Source organism: Chitinophaga flava (genome assembly GCF_003308995.1).
In the GTDB taxonomy this organism is placed as follows: Bacteria; Bacteroidota; Bacteroidia; order Chitinophagales; family Chitinophagaceae; genus Chitinophaga; species Chitinophaga flava.
This window is the reverse complement of the sequence record NZ_QFFJ01000001.1, coordinates 769,264-787,412: the sequence shown is the minus strand read 5'-3', so window position 1 is coordinate 787,412 and position 18,149 is coordinate 769,264. Positions and strand designations below refer to the sequence as shown.

General features: G+C 49.0%; 15 protein-coding genes. 14 read left to right on the top strand and 1 reads right to left on the bottom strand.

The genetic code is table 11. The features are described from left to right. The first annotated feature begins 24 nt into the window (after positions 1–24). The 14 genes from DF182_RS02915 to DF182_RS02850 all read left to right on the top strand — a co-directional run bounded on the left by DF182_RS02915 (position 25) and on the right by DF182_RS02850 (position 15,301). Positions 25–468 carry a CBS domain-containing protein gene (locus tag DF182_RS02915; protein ID WP_113614183.1) on the top strand — a complete coding sequence of 148 codons (444 nt, stop codon included), beginning with the start codon at positions 25–27 and terminating at the stop codon, positions 466–468. A gap of 221 nt (positions 469–689) precedes the next feature. Continuing rightward, entirely contained in the window at positions 690–1,166 is a 477-nt protein-coding gene (locus tag DF182_RS02910; protein ID WP_113614182.1) for an NADH-quinone oxidoreductase subunit A, read from the top strand. A 46-nt stretch (positions 1,167–1,212) separates the two neighbouring features. Then, complete coding sequence (locus DF182_RS02905) at positions 1,213–1,851, top strand: NADH-quinone oxidoreductase subunit B (RefSeq protein WP_113614181.1); 639 nt, start codon at positions 1,213–1,215, stop codon at positions 1,849–1,851. An 85-nt stretch (positions 1,852–1,936) separates the two neighbouring features. Beyond that, positions 1,937–3,682 (top strand): NADH-quinone oxidoreductase subunit C/D, encoded by a 1,746-nt coding sequence (gene nuoC, locus DF182_RS02900; RefSeq protein ID WP_113614180.1) that lies wholly within the window; start codon positions 1,937–1,939, stop codon positions 3,680–3,682. Positions 3,683–3,702: 20 nt separating this feature from the next. Continuing rightward, a complete protein-coding gene (nuoE, locus tag DF182_RS02895) occupies positions 3,703–4,167 on the top strand; it encodes an NADH-quinone oxidoreductase subunit NuoE (protein WP_113614179.1) in 465 nt (154 codons plus the stop codon). 19 nt (positions 4,168–4,186) lie between these two features. Beyond that, positions 4,187–5,467 (top strand): NADH-quinone oxidoreductase subunit NuoF, encoded by a 1,281-nt coding sequence (gene nuoF, locus DF182_RS02890; protein ID WP_113614178.1) that lies wholly within the window; start codon positions 4,187–4,189, stop codon positions 5,465–5,467. Then, positions 5,448–8,138, top strand: coding sequence for an NADH-quinone oxidoreductase subunit NuoG (gene nuoG / locus DF182_RS02885; RefSeq protein WP_113614177.1), 2,691 nt, complete (start codon positions 5,448–5,450; stop codon positions 8,136–8,138). Before nuoF ends, nuoG begins: the two co-directional genes overlap by 20 nt. Positions 8,139–8,142: 4 nt before the next feature. After that, positions 8,143–9,093: an NADH-quinone oxidoreductase subunit NuoH gene (gene nuoH / locus DF182_RS02880; protein WP_113614176.1), complete on the top strand. Its 951-nt coding sequence runs from the start codon at positions 8,143–8,145 to the stop codon at positions 9,091–9,093. Positions 9,094–9,103: 10 nt separating this feature from the next. Beyond that, positions 9,104–9,619 (top strand): NADH-quinone oxidoreductase subunit NuoI, encoded by a 516-nt coding sequence (gene nuoI / locus DF182_RS02875; RefSeq protein WP_113614175.1) that lies wholly within the window; start codon positions 9,104–9,106, stop codon positions 9,617–9,619. A 10-nt stretch (positions 9,620–9,629) separates the two neighbouring features. Continuing rightward, positions 9,630–10,160, top strand: a complete 531-nt coding sequence (gene nuoJ / locus DF182_RS02870; protein WP_113614174.1) for an NADH-quinone oxidoreductase subunit J — start codon at positions 9,630–9,632, stop codon at positions 10,158–10,160. Next, positions 10,157–10,465 (top strand): NADH-quinone oxidoreductase subunit NuoK, encoded by a 309-nt coding sequence (gene nuoK, locus DF182_RS02865; protein WP_113614173.1) that lies wholly within the window; start codon positions 10,157–10,159, stop codon positions 10,463–10,465. Before nuoJ ends, nuoK begins: the two co-directional genes overlap by 4 nt. A 35-nt stretch (positions 10,466–10,500) precedes the next feature. Further along, on the top strand, positions 10,501–12,393 hold the full coding sequence (gene nuoL, locus DF182_RS02860; protein WP_113614172.1) for an NADH-quinone oxidoreductase subunit L: 1,893 nt from the start codon (positions 10,501–10,503) through the stop codon (positions 12,391–12,393). A 27-nt stretch (positions 12,394–12,420) separates the two neighbouring features. Next, on the top strand, positions 12,421–13,872 hold the full coding sequence (gene nuoM / locus DF182_RS02855) for an NADH-quinone oxidoreductase subunit M (RefSeq protein WP_113614171.1): 1,452 nt from the start codon (positions 12,421–12,423) through the stop codon (positions 13,870–13,872). Then, entirely contained in the window at positions 13,859–15,301 is a 1,443-nt protein-coding gene (locus DF182_RS02850) for an NADH-quinone oxidoreductase subunit N (protein ID WP_113614170.1), read from the top strand. The genes nuoM and DF182_RS02850 overlap by 14 nt, the downstream gene beginning before the upstream one ends. On the opposite strand, the gene DF182_RS02845 is transcribed toward DF182_RS02850, so the two are convergent. Then, on the bottom strand, positions 15,298–17,739 hold the full coding sequence (locus tag DF182_RS02845) for an outer membrane beta-barrel protein (RefSeq protein ID WP_113614169.1): 2,442 nt from the start codon (positions 17,737–17,739) through the stop codon (positions 15,298–15,300). The genes DF182_RS02850 and DF182_RS02845 overlap by 4 nt on opposite strands. Positions 17,740–18,149 lie beyond the last annotated feature (410 nt).

The window sequence follows — 18,149 nt, the reverse complement described above, 5'->3', positions numbered from 1 at the left end:
CTAACTTTCTAAAACAGGCTTGCCATGGGAAAAGTACGCAACATCCTGCAGGCTAAGGGTCGTGCCGTTTACTCTATACGCCCGGATAATACCGTTTTTGAAGCGCTGCAAATGCTGGTAGACCGTAACGTAGGGGCGCTCACAGTAGTAGATGAAAACGACAGGTTCCTTGGAATTTTTTCGGAACGAGATTATGCCCGCAGAGTAATTTTAAAAGGTCGTGCCTCCAAAGAAACACTCATCCGTGAAATTATGACCGAAAGGCCTATTACGGTCACAGAAGATGACTCTATTGAAGACTGTATGGTGAAGATGACAGATAAACGTATTCGTCACCTGCCGGTTACAGATGAGCAGGGTAGATTGATAGGACTCATATCTATCGGTGACGTGGTGAAATTTATTATAGACGATCAGCGCCATATCATCACCAGTCTTGAATGTTACATCACCGGAACGCACACCTGATTCAGTGGAAATCATTTTTGTTTTTTTGCTGGATTGTTTGTAATTTCAGTTAGCATATAGCCTATACCGTTATGAGGTTTCTGACGTTATGATATGACTACGAAACAATATTTCTTCCTACCCCAAAACGGTTTGATCAAAGACACAATTCCTAATTAAGCAGACTCATAAGATTGGTAATAACGGAACTTTAAAGTAAATCGCTCGGGAGGGCGAACACCTTGCAAAGCGCTGTTGAAAATACCATCCCCGTTTGGCCGTTTGTAGCATATAGCGGCATCGTATTGATACTGGTTGGTCTCATCCTCGGACTGTCCTATGTACTTGGGCAGCGTCATAAAGACAGAGCCACCGGTGAAGCTTACGAATCCGGTATCGTTTCCACCGGCTCTGCACGATTGCGATTCCCTTCTCAGTTTTATCTCATCGCCATGCTGTTTGTGATCTTCGATATCGAAACAGTCATGATCATCTCCTGGGCCATCGCCTACCAGGAAACAGGATGGATCGGATTTGCAGGCGTATCCGTTTTTATTGTTATTCTCCTGGCCGTGCTGATTTATGAGTGGCGGAATGGTGCATTGGACTTCGGTCCGGATGGCGGGAAAATATTACGGGCATACAAAAAGCAACAAAAGAAAAGACTGGCTCACAACGATAACAGTACCCATCTCCAACAGCAACAGGTCGTTACCTGACAATGTATGCTTCTGCTCATTTTTCAGCATTAAGATCAGCATTCATATGAAATGGTGGTTAAACAAAGCCGGGGAACCCTCAGGTAAAATAGCCGGAAATACTTCCATAGAAGAAGTAATCCAGCAGAGCGTTATGCTCACCAGCGTAGAACGGCTGCTGGGATGGGGACGCAAGAACTCCATGTGGCCCTTTCACTTTGGGCTGTCCTGCTGTTTTGTAGAGATGGCTACCGCCATGACCCCCAAATACGACCTCGCCCGCTTCGGCGCGGAAGTAATCCGCGGCACACCCCGTGAAGCAGATGTAATGATCATCGCCGGTACTGTATTCATTAAAATGGCACCGGTCATCAAACGCCTCCATGATCAGATGATGGAACCCCGATGGGTGATATCTATGGGCTCCTGCGCCAATTCCGGCGGTATGTACGATATCTACAGCGTTGTACAGGGAGTAGACAAATTCCTGCCGGTAGATGTGTACGTACCCGGCTGCCCGCCACGCCCCGACGCCTTCATGCAGGGACTGCTCCTGCTGCAGGACAGTGTTGGAAAAGAGCTGAGGCCGCTCAGCTGGGTCATCGGTGATCATGGCGTTATCCGCCCCGACAAACCTTCTCAGCGGGACTTGTTGCACGACAAACGGCAACAAATGACACAATTCAAAACACCTGATGAAATATAGGCATTAACTAACAGTTACGGTTATATGAAAATGTAGACGGCAAACGCATCAACATTCCCTTTACTCAGTCTAAACTTAATACGCTATGCCAGAGAGCATTGCAGCGGAATTAAGCTCCCGTTTTGGTGAAGATACCATCAAGCCATTGGTTACACGGGATGAGACGCCCACCTTCAGGACGCCACAGGAGAAGATTGTGGCTATACTCCAATACCTTAAGTCTGAAATAAAAATGCCTTATCGTATGCTCTATGACCTCACGGCCATTGATGAGCGTGCGTACAAAAAAGAGCAGAACGGGCACAAACCCTTCGACTTCACCCTGGTATATACCCTCTTCTCCTTCGACAGAAATCAATTCCTGCGCCTCAAAGTAGGCCTCCACGGCGAATACCCTTCCCACAACACCATCACCCACCTATGGCCCGCTGCCAACTGGTACGAAAGGGAAGTGTTTGACATGTTCGGCATCCGGTTCAATGGTCATCCTCATCTGCAGCGTATCCTCATGCCCCGTACCTGGCAGGGACATCCCCTCCGCAAAGAACATCCTGCCCGTGCCACTGAAATGGGCCCTTTTAAGCTCTTCGATGAAAAGGTAGATATGGAGCAGGGCGCCCTGAAGTTTGAGCCCGAAGAATGGGGCTTAAAACGCCATAGCGAGGATTCAGACTTTATGTTCCTCAACATCGGCCCACAACACCCCGGTACACACGGTGTGTTACGTATCATCCTTCAGCTGGATGGGGAAAATATCGTGGACGCTGTGCCCGACATCGGTTTCCACCACCGTGGGGCCGAAAAAATGGCCGAACGCCAGTCATGGCATACCTACATTCCCTACACCGACCGCATCGATTATCTCGGTGGCGTCAACAACAACCTGGCTTATCTCCTCGCTGTTGAACAACTCGCCGGTATCGATGTACCCCTGCGCGCACAAGTGATCCGCATCATGTTGTGTGAACTGTTCCGCATTGCCAGCCACCTGGTTTGGTATGGCACTTTCGCTCAGGACCTGGGCCAGCTATCCCCGGTGTTCTATATGTTCACCGACAGGGAAAAGGTATTCGAAATCATTGAGGCCATTTGTGGTGGCCGCATGCATCCCAACTGGTTCCGCATCGGCGGCGTGGCACAGGATCTGCCCCGCGGCTGGGATACACTGGTTAAAAACTTCGTAGACTATTTCCCGCGCAAACTGCGCGAATACGATAAAATGGTAATGAAAAATTACCTCTTTAAAATACGCACCAAAGGTATTGGTATCTATACGCTGGAAGAAGCTATCGAATGGGGGGTGACCGGCCCGGGCCTGCGCGCCTGCGGCCTGGAATGGGACATGCGTAAAAAGAGACCCTACAGTGGCTACGAAAACTTTGCTTTCGAGATCCCGGTCGCCCACAATGGTGATTGTTACGACCGCGCGGTAGTGCGGGTGGAAGAAATGCGGCAGAGCCTCCGCATTGTACAGCAATGCCTGGAATACATGCCTGCCGGCGATTTTAAATCGCACCACCCGTTGGCTACCCCGCCTGTAAAACAACATACCATGCAGGACATCGAAACACTCATACACCATTTTCTCAATGTCAGCTGGGGACCGGTAATACCCGCCGGCGAAGCAATGGTTTGCACGGAAGCTACCAAAGGATGGAACAGCTACTACCTGGTAAGCGACGGCAATACCGCTTCATACCGTACCCGAATCCGTACCCCGTCATTCCCGCATATGCAGATGATCCCCCTGATCAGTAAAGGTTACACCGTAGCAGACCTGTTATCTATACTGGGAGGAATGGATTATGTGCTGGCAGACATCGACCGGTAAAATAACCAAATCAGACAAACATGCTTACAGCTATCGAAATAGAAAAAATTACCCATGAGCTGCAACAGGTGCCCGTTAAAAAGGCTGCCTGTATCGAGGCACTCAAAATTGTGCAGCAGCAGCGCCGCTGGATCTCCGATGAGAGTGTGGAAGATATTGCGGCCATGCTGGAAATGAGCACTGCAGAAGTCGATAGCGTAGCCACTTTTTACAACCTCATCTTCCGCCAGCCGGTAGGTCGGCATATCATCCTGTTATGCGACAGCATCAGCTGCTATGTGATGGGCTTCACCGCTCTCCGGCAGCAATTGCAAAATCTCTTGCATATCAACTACGGCCAGACCACTACCGACGAACGTTTTACGCTCCTGCCCAACGCCTGCCTGGGCACCTGTGATCATGCGCCCGCGCTGATGATAGATGAAGACCTGTACAGAGATGTAAAAGCGGAAGACCTGGAAAAAATACTGGAAAAATACAGCTGAACCCAAATCATGAGATACTATGGAACGACCACTCACACAACATATTCCTGACTCCGGTGCCACCCTGCATATAAGGGAGTACGAAGCCGTGGGTGGTTACACTGCCCTGAAAAAAGTTTTACGGGAGATGGAGCCTGCGCAGGTGACCACACTGGTGAAGGATAGTAAGTTGAAAGGTCGTGGGGGTGCGGGTTTTGACACAGGTATGAAGTGGAGCTTTGTACCGATGAACATGCCCGGTCCCAAATACCTGATCGCCAATGCCGACGAAATGGAGCCCGGCACTTTTAAAGACCGTTGGCTATTGGAAGGTAATCCGCATCAGCTGCTGGAAGGTATGATCATCGCTGCCTACGCTATACAGGCTACCGATGCGTTTGTATTCCTGCGCTGGGCCTATAAGGATGCGGCCCGTGAAATGCGCCGGGCTATCGCCGACGCCTATACGGCCGGCTACCTCGGGAAAAATATTCTGGGCAGCAGCTTCAGTCTGGAGATGCAGCTACATACCGGTGTAGGTCGCTATATGTGTGGTGAAGAAACGGCCCTGCTCAATTCTCTGGAAGGCAAACGCGCCACTCCACGGGCCAAACCGCCCTTCCCCCAGGTAAGCGGACTGTTTGGAAAACCCACCATTGTCAACAATGTGGAGACATTAAGCTGGATCTCTCATATTGTCAATAAAGGAGAAGCCTGGTTTAAGTCATTAAGTTATACCGCCGATGGAGGTACGAAAATATACGGCGTCAGTGGCAGGGTTAACAAACCCGGTGCGTGGGAGTTGCCGATGGGGATTACTATGCGCGAATTACTGGAAGAACATGCGGGTGGCATGCGGAACGGTTATCGTTTCCGCGGAGCCCTGCCTGGTGGCGCTTCTACCGATTTTCTCACCGAAGTCCATCTGGACGTAAAGATGGACTTCGCAGGAGTGACTGCTGCCGGCAGCAGATTAGGTACCGGCACCATGGTCGTTTTAGACGACCATACGTGTCCCGTCGGTTTCGTACACAACCTGGAACATTTTTTTGCACAGGAATCATGTGGTTTCTGCACGCCCTGCCGGGAAGGATTGCCCTGGGCGGAGAAAATATTATGGTCGCTGGAGAATGGTACCGGAGTGCCCGCAGATCTGGATTTGCTGGAGATGCATACCCAAATGCTGGGGCCAGGCAATACCTTCTGTGCCCTCGCCCCGGGAGCTATGGAACCCCTGCAGAGTGCCCTGAAATATTTCAGGGAGGATTTTGAACAACATATCAAAGAAAAAAAATGCCCTTATGCCCATCATCAACATTGATAATATTCCATATGAGGTAAAGGAAGGTAAAAACCTGCTGGAGGCTTGTTTGTCGCTGGGCCTCAACCTGCCTTATTTCTGCTGGCATCCAGCCCTCGGGTCTGTTGGCGCCTGTCGCCAGTGTGCGGTGAAGATCTTTAAAGATGCAGAAGATACCCGCGGAAAACTGATGATGGCCTGTATGGAGCCTGTAAAGGATGGAATGCGTATATCCATTAACGATAGTGCAGCTGTCGCTTTCCGGAGTAACATCATTGGATTGCTGATGACCAACCATCCGCATGACTGCGCGGTATGTGATGAGGGCGGGTCCTGCCATCTGCAGGATATGACCGTCATGACAGGCCATGCGTACCGCGACTACCACTTCAGTAAAAGGACCTACCGGAATCAATACCTGGGACCTTTTATCAACCATGAAATGAACCGCTGCATTCAGTGTTACCGCTGCGTGCGTTTTTATAAAGACTTTGCCGGCGGAAAAGACCTGGATGTATTTGCCGCCCACAACCATGTGTACTTCGGCCGCCAGAAAGACGGCATCCTGGAAAATGAATTCAGTGGTAATCTGGTAGAAGTATGTCCTACCGGCGTGTTTACAGATAAAACACTCAAACAACATTATACCCGCAAATGGGACCTGACGACCGCGCCTTCTGTCTGTCAGGGCTGTGGCCTGGGTTGCAATATTATCGCCGGCGAACGTTATGGTTCCCTGCGCCAGATCACCAACCGCTTCAACGGTGCTGTCAACGGCTACTTCCTCTGCGACCGCGGTCGTTACGGATATGAGTTTGTTAACAGCAAAGACCGTATCCGCGAGCCACAGGTAAGGCATGCCCCCGGCGATAATGCTAATGGCCTTCCGGTATTGCAGCATGTACGTAACCGTATGAAGCCGGGAAAAGTAATCGGCATCGGCTCTCCCAGAGCTTCCATAGAATCCAACTATGTACTGAAAGAATTGGTGGGGCCTGATAATTTTTATTTAGGCATCGGGCAAACGGAACATGAACTGATCCACTTAATGTTGAAACTCCTGCAACAGGGGCCGGTTAGGGCTGCCTCTATGCAGGAGGCAGCTACAGCCGACGCTGTGATCATCCTCGGGGAGGATCTTACCAATACTGCACCTATGCTGGCGCTCTCTGTGAGGCAAGCAGTACGCCGCATGCCGGTGGAAAATGTTATCAATACCATCCATATGCCCGCCTGGCAGGATGCTGCCGTGCGGGAAGCTGTACAGGAATCCAAAGGTCCGCTGTTTATCCTCAATGTACTGGAAACAAAACTCGATGAACTCGCAACAGGAGCCTATCATACAGCTCCTGATAATATTGCGCGTATAGCCTTTGCTGTTAGCCACCTGTTGGATGGTACCTTACCGGAAGTGACCGGTATGTCGGAGGAAGGAAAACAGGCTGCTGCCACTATCGCCGCAGCACTGAAAAGCGCCAAAAAACCGCTGATCATAGCGGGTTACGGCGGAGGTAGCGAGCAGGTGATCAGGGCTGCGGCCAACCTGGCCTGGGCCCTGAAACAGCAAGGCGCCGATGCTATGCTGTCATTTACGGTGCCCGAATGTAATAGTATGGGGCTGGAGATGCTGGGCGGCTGTCGCCTGGAATCCGCGGTAGACGTGGTGCTCAATGGAAGTGCTGATACAGTGCTCATCCTCGAAAATGATTTGTATCGCCGCCTCGATCATCATACCGCCCACCAGTTTTTTGAGCATTGCAAAGATGTGATACTCATCGATCATCTCTACAATGCTACTGCTGAAAAAGCGAGTATCCTGTTGCCTGCAGGAACTTTCGCGGAAGCTGATGGTACCCTCGTCAACAACGAAGGACGGGCCCAGCGTTTTCTGCAGGTATTTAATCCCGGCGGCAGCATTCAGGAAAGCTGGCGCTGGCTGTTGCAGCTGGCTGATATTATGGGACATGAACTACGATCCCTGCTGCATTTTGATGATCTTCTCAAAACAATCGTTGCCAAATATCCGGTTTTTGCCGGTATCGAAACGCTGACACCGCCAGCAGATTTCAGGATTGCAGGACAGAAGATCCCACGTGAATCTCATCGCTATAGCGGCCGTACAGCCATGCTCGCCAACCTTAATGTCAGCGAGCCCAAACCCGCTGAAGACCCTGATACGCCATTGTCTTTTACCATGGAAGGATACCGGGGCGAACCACCTTCTTCTGTGATCCCTTTCTTCTGGGCGCCGGGATGGAACTCCGTACAGTCGGTTAATAAATATCAGGTAGAAACAGGCGGCCCCCTGCATGATGGTAACCCCGGAAAAAGACTGCTGGAGCCTAACGTAAACGGGCAAACGAAGTTTTATACCAATATACCGGATCCGTTTATCCCGGTAGGTGGCCATCTGTTGCTGGTGCCTGTTTATCATATTTTCGGATCGGAAGAACTGAGCGTTTATACACCAGGCATTGCCGAACGCATGCCTGCACCATATATCATGCTGCACAGCGAAGATGCACGCCGTTTTCAGGTGACAGCAGGAAGTCTGCTTTATTTCATGAACAAAGGACACCAGTATGCGTTGCCGGTAGTCATCAATGATACTCTCCAGAAAGGGGCTGCAGGTATCCCTGTGGGCCTGCCGAGTATGCAGGTGTCAGAGGCGCCACAACTGGTTAAAATATAATATTATGACAAACGCGTGGTGGATCATAGGTGGAGTACTCTTTGTACTCTTAAATACAGCCGCTGGGCTGATATGGCTGGAACGCAGGATGCTGGCTCTCTGGCAAGACCGCTATGGGCCTAATAGAGCAGGTCCCTTCGGACTGTTCATCGTTTTGGCGGATACCCTGAAACTGTTTTTTAAGGAAGACTGGATTCCTCCGTTTGCAGACAAGGTAGTGTTTGTGTTTGCACCGGCCGTAGTGGTGGCCAGTGTATTGATGAGTTTTGTGATCGTCCCTTTTGCGCCGGGCATTGTGGTGGCTGATATGAATATCGGTATCCTGTTTTTTCTGGCGATGTCCTCGCTGGGTGTATACAGTATTGTACTGGGTGGCTGGGCTTCCAATAACAAATATGCGCTGTTGGGCGCCATGAGAGGGGCTTCGCAGATGATCAGCTATGAAGTGTTTATGGGACTGGCCCTGATGGGCGTAGTCGTGCTCAGCGGAACTTTTAATCTTCAACAGATTGTGGAAGCACAACGAGGCCTGTGGTTTTTTATTCCTCAACTATTAGGGTTCATGATATTTATGGTAGCCGGTATCGCCGAAACACACCGCCTTCCATTTGATATACCGGAAGCGGAGAGCGAACTGGTAGCCGGTTTTCACTCGGAGTATTCCGGTATGAAGTTCGGTATGTTCTTCATTGGTGAATACCTGGGCATAACCCTCATCTCTGCCATGGTGGTGACCTTGTATTTCGGTGGCTGGTTGGGCCCTGCCTTTCTTCCGCCAGTCATATGGTTTGTGATCAAAACATTTGTTTTCATTTCGCTGTTCATCCTGTTGCGGGCATCGCTGCCAAGGCCGCGTTATGATCAGTTGATGGAATATGGCTGGAAGCTGTTGTTCCCATTGTCGCTGTTGAATTTGCTGATAACAGCTGCAATCAAATTATGGTTAAATACTTAAATGTAATGTTATGCTGAGTCTATTGCGTAGTATGTGGCTGGTGTTTCTGCATATGTTCCATAAGCGGGATACTTACCAGTACCCCGAACAGAAAGCACCACTGCCGGCACGCTGGAGGGGACGTATTGCATTAACGCGCGACCCCGACGGAGATGAACGCTGTGTGGGCTGTTATCTCTGTGCTGCAGCCTGTCCGGTAGACTGTATTTCGCTGCAGGCCACGGAAGATGAACATGGCCGCCGCTACCCGGAGTTCTTCCGGATCAATTTCTCCCGTTGCATCTTCTGCGGTTTTTGTGAAGAAGCGTGTCCTACCTATGCGATACAGCTGTTGCCTGATTTTGAAATGGCAGAATACAACCGCCAGAACCTGGTGTATGAAAAACAGGATCTGCTGATTCCCAGTCAGGGCAAATATCCGGGCTACAACTATTACAAAGTGGCTGGTCTGGCTATCAAAAACAAAGACAAAGGAGAAGCGCAAGACGAAGAACCACCGGTAGATATCAAAAGTCTGTTACCATAAATCACATCGTATGGACATCACCTTCCTCATCGCCGCGATCATCGCTGTGTTGGCTACGGTAAGGGTCATCACCTGTTACCATATCATGCATGCCCTTTTATACCTGGTAGTGTCGCTGCTGGCGGTGGCGGTGGTGCTGTATACTTTCGGCGCTCCTTTTATGGCTATCCTGGAAATCATCATATATGCCGGTGCGATCATGGTACTGATCATATTTTTTGTGATGATGCTCAACCTGGGACTGGAAACAGTAGAACATGAAAAGGCATGGCTAAGGCCCAGGATCTGGATTGTACCAGGGCTGTTTTGTCTGGTACTGCTGGGTGAACTGTTGTTCCTGATCCTGCAAAACAGACAGCCCGCTGCTGGTATACAGGTCGTCAGTCCCAAACAGGTGGGCATGGCCATGTTCGGCCCCTACCTGATAGCGGTGGAACTTGTCGGTATCCTGCTGATGGCCGGTATCGTAGGTGCCTATCACCTGGGACGACAACAGGGTAAAACATTACATCGTTTTCTTGAAAATAATCTCGACACATGAACATACATCCCACTACAGCCGGTTTGTTGCTGGCAGGAATCCTGTTTGTGCTGGGCCTTATCAGCGTATTGATCAGACGCAACATCATCTTTATGCTGCTGTCTGTAGAAATCATGCTGAACGCTGCAGGACTCGCATTTGTGGTGGCTGCTTCCCACTGGGGACAACCAGATGGACAGGTAATGTTTATGTTTATCCTGGCAATGGCTGCCGCAGAGGTTTCGGTAGGGCTGGCATTGATACTGCAGCTCTATCACCAGCTGCGTACGCTCGACAGCGACGAAGCCAGCAGGATGAAAGGATAAAAATATCTGCATAACCCGATAAAAAATATGATCAGATGCTGCCTGCGCTAATCCCTGCTATTCCTTTCTTCAGTGCATGTATACTCATGCTCTGGTGGAAACGTATTAATCATACAGCCGTTACCGTTATAGCCTGCGGCAGTATCGCCTTGTCATCGCTCGTTGCGCTGATAGTGGCAGCTACGGTGGCTGGACACGACCGGCTTCCGCTTGTGCAGCATGTATGGCAATGGCTGCAGGTGCCAGGTTTTACTGCAGGGATCGACTTTCGCATGGATGCATTGTCGGTAGTGTTCACCCTGGTGATTACGATAGTAGGATTGCTGATACATGTGTATGCTACAGGTTATATGCAGGAAGATGAAGACTATGGCCGCTTTTTTGCCTGTATGAACTTGTTTGTAGGCTCCATGCTGGTACTGGTAATGGCCGACAATCTGTTGTTGTTATACCTGGGTTGGGAAGGCGTCGGACTATGCAGTTATCTGTTGATCGGCTTCTGGTATAAAGATCCGGCCAATGGTTATGCGGCTCGCAAAGCCTTTATCGTGACAAGGGTAGGGGATACTGCAATGGCAATCGCTTTGTTTATGTTGTATCAGTATACTGGTACGCTCAATATTCCTGAAATACTGCAGCAGGTAGGTGGATTATGGACCCGTGGAGATGGAGTGATCACACTGATCGCGTTGCTGTTGCTGGGTGGTGCAGTGGGCAAATCAGCACAACTGCCACTGCAAACATGGTTGCCCGATGCCATGGCTGGTCCTACACCAGTCAGTGCGCTGATACATGCTGCCACCATGGTAACAGCTGGTGTATACCTGATTGCCCGGATGCACAGCGTTTTTGAACTGGCACCTGCCGCGCAAACAACTACCGCTGTAATAGGTGCTGCCACATTAGTCATAGCAGGTTTCAGCGCACTGGTGCAGACAGATATAAAAAGAGTGCTGGCTTATTCTACTATCAGTCAGATAGGGTATATGTTTCTGGCGTTGGGATGTGGAGCCTGGTCGGCAGCAATCTTCCATTTTGTGACACATGCTTTTTTTAAAGCCCTGTTGTTTATGGGAGCTGGTGCCGTGATTGTTGCATTACATCATGAGCAGGACATGTTTAAAATGGGAGGGCTGAGGAAACTGCTACCTGGCGTGTTCTGGGTGTTCCTGATCGGTTCTGCTTCGCTGACGGCCATCCCGTTTGTTACAGCCGGCTTTTACAGCAAGGACCAGATCATTTGGTTGTCCTGGTCTGCAGCTGGCGGCCACACCGGCTACTGGCTGGCTGGACTCCTGGGAGCCTTGCTCACAGGTATGTATACTTTCCGTATGGTTTTTCTGGTTTTTTATGGAGAAGTGAAAACGAAGGTACATCGTATACCCGGCTCCGTTATGATGATGCCGTTATATATACTGGCCTTTCTGTCTACAGTAGCTGGTTTTATAGAGCTACCGCATACGCTGGGACATGTAACGCTTTTCAGTAACTGGCTGCAGCCGGTATTACCGGCGGTAGAGATATTACATGAGTCGCTGGCCATGGAATGGCTGTCACAGCTGATATCAGCGGTGCTTGCCCTGGGCGGCATCTGGCTGGCCTGGTGCTGGGTGATACAAAAGCCTCGTGGTATGACCGAGTTTCTGTCAATGCCCGGCCAGCTATGGTTGCAGGGTTTCTGGAGAAGAGGCTGGGATATGGATGCGCTGTATGATGCGCTGATGGTGAAACCTTTTGTATATCTCTCTGATATTAATAGTAAAGACCTGATCGATAAAATCTATACCGGTTTGGCGCAACTGATGGAATGGTGTCATAACATGATGGCCCGTACGCAGAGCGGTGTGCTTCGCTGGTATATCATGGGCGTGGTGTTGGGCGCTGTGGCCGTGCTGTCGGTATTGATATGGCGGCTATACGAAGTTTAATAACGTTAACGGTTAAATGTTTTCACAATGATCCTGCTATTGCTGATATTAATACCCCTGGTTGGCGGGCTGTTATCCTGGATAGCAGCGTCCAGGAGCGCATTGTGGTCCCGGTGTATTGCGCTGGGATGCCTGTTGATCAATCTGGTGATTGTGTTTCAGATATGGGCCACGAAGCCCGCTGCCGGCGGAAAATGGCTGTACCAGTTTAAAGCTGCATGGGTACCGCATTTCGGGATCAGTCTGAATCTGGCAATGGATGGGTTATCGTTGCTGATGCTGGTGTTGACTTTTTTCCTTGGAGCATTGTCGGTATTAATATCCTGGAAGGAAATCAACTATCGGGTTGGTTTTTTCCATTTTAACCTGTTGTTTGCGCTGACGGGCATTACGGGTGTTTTTCTGACGATGGACCTTTTTCTGTTTTATTTTTTCTGGGAGATGATGTTGATACCGATGTATTTTCTGATTGGTATCTGGGGGCATGCCAACCGGGAATATGCAGCCAATAAGTTTTTCATTTTCACACAGGCGGGCGGATTGCTGATGTTGCTGGCCATCCTGGCGTTGTATTTTATTCATGGTGCCAATACCGGGGTATACACCTACGATTATTTTGCATTGCTGCATACGCCAATGCAGCAGGAAACGGCCCGCTGGCTGATGTTGGGATTTCTCACCGCTTTTCTGGTGAAACTGCCGGCGGTGCCGTTTCATACCTGGTTGCCGGATGCGCACACAGAAGCGCCTACTGCCGGTAGTGTAGTACTGGCAGGCCTCCTCCTGAAAACAGGGGCTTATGGTATTCTCCGTTTGGTACTGCCGCTTTTCCCGGAAGCTTCATTGCATTTTGCACCCTGGATCATGCTGCTGGGAGTGCTGGGTATCATTTATGGTGGTATGCTGGCCTATGCACAAACGGATTTGAAAAGACTGATTGCCTATACGAGTGTCAGTCATATGGGGTTTGTGCTGGTAGGTGCCTTTTCTTTTAATCCCCTGGCCTATGAAGGTGTGGTGATGCAGATGATCGCGCATGGCATCAGCACAGGGGCGTTGTTTATCATTGCCGGGGCGCTGTATGAACGGATTCATACGCGCAACATACAGGAGATGGGCGGCTTATGGTCTAAGGTGCCGGTGATGGGCAGTGCGGCCATGATCTTTGTGATGGGCTCTCTGGGGCTGCCCGGGTTGGGTAATTTCGTGGCAGAATTTCTTATCCTGCTGGGTAGCTGGCAGGCCAACCGCTGGATCACAGTTTTTGCAGCCATAGGACTGGTGGTGGCAACTGCTTATTCACTTCGTATTATGCAAAAAGTTTTTTTCGGTCCCAGCCATGGCCAGCATGTATTGCCCGATCTGAACAAGCGGGAACTGGTGATTATTGTGGCGTTAGTGATGGCCATCCTTTTATTGGGACTTTATCCACAACCGGTATTAAACACCACCCAAAAAACTGATTATGTCGTTCGCTGATTTTATAAGCCTCGGCCCGTTGATCACGCTGTTTACAGCAGTAGTGATTTCCATGCTGCTGATTGCCATCAAACGTAATCACCGCATAACCTATGCTTTTTCCCTGCTGGCTTACCTGATGGCACTCACTGCCATCATTCCGGCCATGTTGTATATCCCGCATACTGTGCCGCCTTTGCTGGTGGTAGACGAATTTTCGCTTTTTAATACAGGACTGGTACTCGCCGCCGGCTTCATCATCTTATTGTTATCCTACAACTATTTCGAAGAAAGAGAAGAGCGGAAAGAAGAGTATTATCTGTTGTTACCGTTGGCTACTACAGGTGCATTGGTGCTGGTAGTGAGCCGCCATTTTATGTCGCTTTTCCTGGGACTGGAAATTCTGAGTATCAGCCTGTATGGGCTGATCGCCTACCTCAGGGCCCGGGAGCGCTCTGATGAAGCCGGTATTAAATACCTGATCCTGGCTGCTTTGTCTTCTGCCTTTTTATTGTTCGGGATGGCGCTGGTATATGCTTTTACCGGGCATATGGATTTTCCTGGTATCGGCGCCGCACTGCGTCAGGCGGGTTATATTCCGGTTACAGTATTGGCAGGTTTTGGTATGATGCTGATCGGTATTGGTTTTAAACTGGGTATTGTACCGTTTCATATGTGGGCGCCGGATATCTATGAAGGCGCGCCTTTACCGGTGGCAGCGTTTATAGCCACTATCTCCAAAGGAGGTATGCTGGTGGTGCTGATTCGTTTTTATCTGGATATTCACGGTAATGACTATACGATGATATGGTGGATGCTGGCCATTATAGCAGTGGCTTCCATGTTTGTGGGCAACTGGCTGGCACTCATGCAGCAGAACATCAAAAGAATACTGGCTTATTCTTCCATTGCACACATGGGTTACATTCTGGTTGCTTTTTTATCAGGTGTGCAAACGGGGCTGGAGGCTATATCCTTTTACCTGGTAGCTTATTTCATCACGAGTATTGGTGCTTTCGGTGTATTGATTGTAATGAGCAGTAGTATCCAGGATGCAGAAACGTTACACGATTACAGTGGTATGTTCTGGCGTTATCCCTGGGTGGCCACGGTGTTTACGGCTATGTTGCTGTCTTTGGCCGGTATTCCGCTGACGGCAGGGTTCATCGGTAAGTTCTATATTGTAATGGCCGGTGTGAACGGACATATGTGGTTCCTGTTGTTTATGCTGGTGATCAATAGTGTGATAGGGTTGTACTATTATATACGAATTATTGCCATGATGTTTAAAACACCGGCTACAGGGGAGGAATTGACGTATATCAAACCCTCGCTGCCTGTAGCCGGTAATATCACACTGATGTTGCTGACTTTGGTGCTGATAGGACTGGGAGTATATCCCACTGCTATGATGCAACTGATACAGCAGATGATGAAAATAATTGTTTAACCCGCTCTTTTCTGTTCATCAGAAGTGCCGGTTTTTCTTTCGCGGGCAGCTTTGATGCTGCTATTACCGAAGCGGTAGCTGAAGTAGATGCTGGCGGTCCTGAACTGCCAGGTGTTGAAGATATGCAGTGCCATATTGCTGGTTTCTGCAATGCCGCGATAGGCTTCATTCCGCAGGATGTTGTTATAATTCAGTTTGATAGTGGCAGCTTTGTTCCAGAACGTTTTTTGTATGCCCAGATTCAGGTTGTATTCTCTATAACCTCTGAAGATGGCATATACAAACGGAGAGTTATAGTAACCTGCTACTTCCAGCTTAAAATCATGTGGCAACGTGATGGTATTGGTGCTGTTAAAGTTGTAGGTGAAACTGTTCGTCGTCTCTGGCTTGTTAAGTGTCGGATGAGTGAAATAATAATCGTTGTATGCGGTGTTGATGTTGTTATCGCTGCTCCACCATTTGGTTACCTGGAAAGGCAGTGTGATGGCGAGACTGTATATCTGACTTCTTTTGTAGTTGATCAGCGTACTGATAGATGATTTGGTATTGTCATCCTGCATAAGGAATTCATTAATGACGTCGGTGGTGCGGTTGTATCCCAGGGTGGCAATATACTTATCTCTGAAGGTATAGGCCAGTTCTACGTTGTTAGTGTACTGCGGCTGCAGGTAAGGGTTTCCTTTGAAGTAAGTATATCTGTCAAGATAAAACATGAATGGATTCAGCTGAGCATATTCCGGACGTTCAATGCGGCGGGAGTAAGCGAGACTAAGTTTATTTTTGTCATTGAGCTTCTGATCGATCGTCAGGTTGGGAAAGAAGTCGGTATAAGAACGTTTTACCTGACTTTTAAGCGTAATGGAATAACCATCTGACTGGGTGTTTTCTATACGCAGGCCCATCTGGATACCTGTTTTCGGTGTAAGCTGTTTTCTATAGCTGGCATAGGCTGCGTAAACATCTTCCTGATAATTGAATTCATTGCTCTGGCTTGGGGCATTGATGTATTGTCCGCTTTTCAGGGAGTCGTAGTACAGTTTATTGGTAGTTGTTACCAGGCTGGCTTTTAGTCCGGCTTCTATTTTACCGTTTTTACCGAGCGGCCAGGAGAAATCACCTTTCAGACTTTTAATGGTGATCTCTGTGCCGCCCATATTGCGGATACCATTCGGGTTGCGTGTTAGTTGCTTGGCAACATCAAAAAGGCTGTCGTTCAGCATCAACGTACGATCGCTTCTAAAGCGGGCATAATCTGCGTCGATGCTGTACTCACGGCCAGCCGTGTCCAGTACAGCCTTATAGTTGACGTTGACGGCAATATTATTGAAATGGTTGTTGTTGGTGGTGTAGGAATTGACAATAGAATCGGCGGGCATATCAGGAAGACCCATAGAGGTCGTGCTGTAAATCTGGTTGCTGAAGCGGTTTTTAAAGCCGTTGACCAGTACGCCTACGGTATGTTTGTCATTGATGGAATAATCCAAACCGATTTTGGCAGCATTGCGCTGAAAACGGTTGCGCTGAAAAATGTCCTGTGATTGCGCAGTAACGATGTTGTTATCATGGAAGGTCCTGCTGTATTCACGGGTCACCTGAAAAGGACGGTCGGCTATACCGAGGTCACCGAAAAGGTTGAACCGGGTAGTGCGCCAGTTAAAGGTACCGTTTGCATTGTAGGTGCCATAACGGGCCTGTGACAGCGTAGCATTCACCGTACCATTGATACCGGTGAGTTTTCCTTTTTTTGTTTTTATGTTGATAATACCGCCATTACCGGAGGCATCATATTTGGCAGATGGACTGGTAAGGATTTCTATCTGCGCGATAGACTCTCCTGGTGTGTTTTTCAGGAGATTGGTAAGATCTTCCCCGCTGAGGTAGGTGAGTTTACCATCTATCATAACAGTTACGCTCTGGCCTTTCATCTTCACGTTTTCACTGTTGTCTATCTGCACTCCGGGAGCCCTTTTCAGAATATCGAGGGCGCTGTTGCCCACGGCTGTGACGCTGTTTTCTACGTTGAGTACAGTCTTGCCGGCACTTTTTTCAATGAAAGGTTTTACCGCAGTAACATTAACAGCCTGAAGGTTTTGGGATAACGTTTGCAAAGCTATAGCAGGCAGTGTGAGGGAGGTATGTCCCGCATCTACTGTAAAGCCGGGCACATAGTAGGTGGTATAACCCATCTGGCTGGCCTGGATAAAATATTGTCCGAAAGGAATTTTTTCGAAACGGCAGTCGCCGGCTTCGGTACTTAGTTCTCCTTTTACCATGGTGGAGTCCTTCACCTTGCGTAAAAGCACGTTGGCAAAGGGCAACGGCTTGCCTGCTGCATCAGTTATTTTTAAAGAGATATTACCGGTGGGGTTGTTTTTTTGTGCGAAAGAACACATGACATAGGACATGAGTATCCCCAGCACGATGATGAACTTTTTCATACTATCGTTTAGATTTTCTCAGAAGCGTTTCCAATAAGTTGATTAGGAAGACAGTGTGTTATTTACTGCTTATCTGGTTTCGGTATATATTGAATATAGTTTTTACTACATCATTGAATTGTTGGGTCCGTAGTTGTGTATCATCCGGGTTAACTGCTGTACAGGCCTGTGAAGCGGGTGGAATTCCAGGGCAAGTCACATGGGTAATCACGAATAAAGGCAACACATCCGGCGGACTGGTCTGCATCGGCGCTGTATCTTTTAATAGTCCCTTGCATGCCAGGACCAGCACGAAACAGGAGGTAATTATCAGTAACAGGGCGACTTTTCTCATAGCGCTTTTTTCTTAAAGACGCTCGTCCTGAAAAAAGGTTGCACGCCCGTAAAAAAAATTTGCAGCAATATAAAAT

Excerpts from the sequence above, each read along its gene's own strand:
- DF182_RS02915 (WP_113614183.1), top strand. The coding sequence starts at position 25 with ATGGGAAAAGTACGCAACATCCTGCAGGCTAAGGGTCGTGCCGTTTAC.
- DF182_RS02905 (WP_113614181.1), top strand. The coding sequence starts at position 1,213 with ATGAAATGGTGGTTAAACAAAGCCGGGGAACCCTCAGGTAAAATAGCC.
- nuoC (WP_113614180.1), top strand. The coding sequence starts at position 1,937 with ATGCCAGAGAGCATTGCAGCGGAATTAAGCTCCCGTTTTGGTGAAGAT.
- nuoE (WP_113614179.1), top strand. The coding sequence starts at position 3,703 with ATGCTTACAGCTATCGAAATAGAAAAAATTACCCATGAGCTGCAACAG.
- nuoF (WP_113614178.1), top strand. The coding sequence starts at position 4,187 with ATGGAACGACCACTCACACAACATATTCCTGACTCCGGTGCCACCCTG.
- nuoG (WP_113614177.1), top strand. The coding sequence starts at position 5,448 with ATGCCCATCATCAACATTGATAATATTCCATATGAGGTAAAGGAAGGT.
- nuoH (WP_113614176.1), top strand. The coding sequence starts at position 8,143 with ATGACAAACGCGTGGTGGATCATAGGTGGAGTACTCTTTGTACTCTTA.
- nuoI (WP_113614175.1), top strand. The coding sequence starts at position 9,104 with ATGCTGAGTCTATTGCGTAGTATGTGGCTGGTGTTTCTGCATATGTTC.
- nuoJ (WP_113614174.1), top strand. The coding sequence starts at position 9,630 with ATGGACATCACCTTCCTCATCGCCGCGATCATCGCTGTGTTGGCTACG.
- nuoK (WP_113614173.1), top strand. The coding sequence starts at position 10,157 with ATGAACATACATCCCACTACAGCCGGTTTGTTGCTGGCAGGAATCCTG.
- nuoL (WP_113614172.1), top strand. The coding sequence starts at position 10,501 with ATGCTGCCTGCGCTAATCCCTGCTATTCCTTTCTTCAGTGCATGTATA.
- nuoM (WP_113614171.1), top strand. The coding sequence starts at position 12,421 with ATGATCCTGCTATTGCTGATATTAATACCCCTGGTTGGCGGGCTGTTA.
- DF182_RS02850 (WP_113614170.1), top strand. The coding sequence starts at position 13,859 with ATGTCGTTCGCTGATTTTATAAGCCTCGGCCCGTTGATCACGCTGTTT.
- DF182_RS02845 (WP_113614169.1), bottom strand. The coding sequence starts at position 17,739 with ATGAAAAAGTTCATCATCGTGCTGGGGATACTCATGTCCTATGTCATG.